Annotated in this window: 3 protein-coding genes; 2 read left to right on the top strand and 1 reads right to left on the bottom strand. The window is 68.3% G+C overall.

Annotation, left to right across the window (positions count from 1 at the left end):
• Window positions 1-141, top strand: a 141-nt coding sequence (locus tag QOI01_RS23645) for a TetR-type transcription factor C-terminal domain-containing protein (protein ID WP_526385276.1), incomplete at its 5' end; no start/stop codon positions are given.
• A gap of 2 nt (window positions 142-143) precedes the next feature.
• On the top strand, window positions 144-1,304 hold the full coding sequence (gene fadA6 / locus QOI01_RS23640) for a steroid 3-ketoacyl-CoA thiolase FadA6 (RefSeq protein WP_526385272.1): 1,161 nt from the start codon (window positions 144-146) through the stop codon (window positions 1,302-1,304).
• A gap of 16 nt (window positions 1,305-1,320) precedes the next feature.
• Here the strand turns inward: fadA6 and QOI01_RS23635 are convergent, their stop codons facing one another.
• The gene (locus QOI01_RS23635) at window positions 1,321-2,466 is read right to left on the bottom strand and encodes an RNA polymerase sigma factor (RefSeq protein ID WP_526385274.1); all 1,146 of its coding nucleotides are present in this window, start codon (window positions 2,464-2,466) and stop codon (window positions 1,321-1,323) included.
• Between the last annotated feature and the right edge of the window lie 36 nt (window positions 2,467-2,502).

Raw genomic sequence — 2,502 nt, 5'->3', positions numbered from 1 at the left:
GACCTCGTCTACCGCTTCATCCGCGACACCACGTGGGTTTCGGTCCGCTGGTATCAGCCAGGCGGGCCGCTCACGGCCGAACAGGTCGGCAGGCAGTACCTCGCCATCGTTCTTGGCGGCATCACGACAGAAGGAGACTAGACATGGCCGAGGCGTACGTCATCGACGCTGTGCGAACCGCGGTCGGCAAGCGCAACGGATCGCTGGCCGGCGTTCACCCCGTCGACCTCGGCGCCGCCGCCTGGCGCGGTCTGTTCGAGCGCACCGACCTCGACCCCGGCGCCGTCACCGACGTGATCGCCGGTTGCGTCGACGCCATCGGTGGACAGGCGGGCAACATCGCTCGGCTGTCATGGCTGGCCGCCGGATTCCCCGAGGAGGTGCCCGGCGTCACCGTCGACCGGCAGTGCGGATCGAGTCAGCAGGCCATTTCCTTTGGTGCGCAAGCGATCATGTCCGGCACCGCCGACGTCATCGTGGCGGGCGGCATGCAGAACATGAGCCAGATCCCGATCAGCTCAGCCATGATCGTCGGTGAGCAGTTCGGTTTCACCTCGCCGACCAACGAGTCGAAGAGCTGGCTGCACCGCTACGGCGATCAGGAGATCTCGCAGTTCCGTGGCTCGGAGATGATCGCGGAGAAGTGGAACATCTCGCGGGCGGAGATGGAGCAGTTCGCGCTGACCAGCCATCAGCGTGCGCAGGAGGCGATCCGGTCGGGGTACTTCGAGAACGAGATCATTCCCGTCCAGATCGATGGACCTGGCTTCGTCACCGACGAGGGGCCGCGTGAGACCTCGCTCGAGAAGATGGCCGGACTCAAGACGCTCGTCGAAGGCGGTCGGCTGACGGCGGCGATGGCCAGTCAGATCTCCGACGGCGCCAGCGCGGTGTTGTTGGCCTCCGAGCAGGCCGTCAAGGACCACGGCCTGAAACCGCGGGCCCGCATCCACCACGTCAGTGCCCGCGGTGCAGATCCGGTGTACATGCTGACGGGTCCGATTCCCGCCACGCACTACGCGCTCGAGAAGACGGGTCTGAAGATCGAGGACATCGACACCGTCGAGATCAACGAGGCCTTCGCGCCCGTCGTGCTGGCCTGGCTCAAGGAGACCGGGGCCGATCCGGCTAAGGTCAACCCGAGCGGCGGCGCCATCGCACTTGGACACCCGCTCGGCGCGACCGGCGCGAAGTTGTTCAGCACCATGCTGAACACGTTGGAGCGCACCGGAGGTCGCTACGGCCTGCAGACGATGTGCGAAGGCGGCGGCACCGCCAACGTCACGATCATCGAACGCCTCTGAAACCTTGGGGCCGTCTTCATCCACGGCACGCTTCGCTGATCCGCGCGGCCTGCCGGGTGAGGTGGTGGCGCTCGGCGAGGTTCGGCGCGGACCGGGCGGCCTCTGCGTACAACCGGGCCGCGGTCGACAGGTCGCCCGCCTTCTCGTGGAGGTACGCCGAGGCGGCGGTGTGGCGGGGCAGTGCCGCGTCCACCGCGGACAAGGCTGCGAGGCCGGCTTTCGCGCCGTCCGCCTCGCCGATCGCGACGGCCCGGTTGAGCTGCACGACCGGACTCTCGGTCAGCCGGAACAGCTCGTCGTACCAGCCGACGATCTGCACCCAGTCCGTCTCCTCGGCGTGCGGCGCGTCCGCGTGCAGGGCGGCGATGGCCGCCTGAGCCTGGAACTCGCCGAGTCGGTCGTGACTCAACGCCGACTGCAGGACCGCGACGCCCTCGGCGATCAGCGAGGTGTTCCAACGGGAGCGGTCCTGTTCGGCGAGGGGGACCAGGCTGCCGTCGCGCCGAGTCCGCGCCGGTCGCCGAGCGTGGTGCAGCAGCATCAATGCCAGCAGCCCCGCGGTTTCCTCCTCGTCGGTCATCGCCGCGACCTGCCGAGTGAGCCGGATCGCCTCGGCCGCCAGGTCCACGTCGCCGGTGTAGCCCTCGTTGAAGACCAGGTAGAGCACCCGCAGCACGGTCGCGAGGTCGCCCGGCTCGGTGAATGGCACGTCACGGATCGTCCGTTTGGCCCGGCTGATCCGCTGCGCCATCGTCGCCTCCGGCACCAGATAGGCCTGTGCGATCTGCCGGGTGGTCAAGCCACCGACAGCGCGAAGTGTCAGGGCCACCGCGGACGCCGGAGCCAGCGAAGGATGGGCGCACAGGAACAAGAGCTGCAACGTGTCGTCTGCGGTCTCGGTCGGTCCGGGTGGCGGCTCGACCGAGACCAGCTGCTCCCGCTCGCGACGCGAGGCCTCGGAGCGGTGGGCGTCGAGGAACTTCCGCCAGGCCACCGTGACGAGCCAGCCCTTCGGGTCGGTGGGCCGCTGGTCCGGCCAGTTCAGCGTGGCTTGGAGAAGAGCTTCCTGCATGGCGTCTTCGGCCGTCGAGAAGTCGACTCCGCGATGCACGAGCACGCCGATCACTGCGGGAGTCAGCGCTCGCAGCAGTAGTTCGTCCATCACCTGGTCTGCCCTGGCCGGGCCAGTCACTCGGTG

The organism is Mycobacterium sp. (assembly GCF_032162605.1).
In the GTDB taxonomy this organism is placed as follows: Bacteria; Actinomycetota; Actinomycetes; order Mycobacteriales; family Mycobacteriaceae; genus Mycobacterium.
This window is presented reverse-complemented; position numbering and strand designations above follow the sequence as displayed.

Bases quoted from the DNA above. Each gene is read 5' to 3' on its own strand.
- fadA6 (WP_526385272.1), top strand. From the start codon at position 144: ATGGCCGAGGCGTACGTCATCGACGCTGTGCGAACCGCGGTCGGCAAG.
- QOI01_RS23635 (WP_526385274.1), bottom strand. From the start codon at position 2,466: ATGGACGAACTACTGCTGCGAGCGCTGACTCCCGCAGTGATCGGCGTG.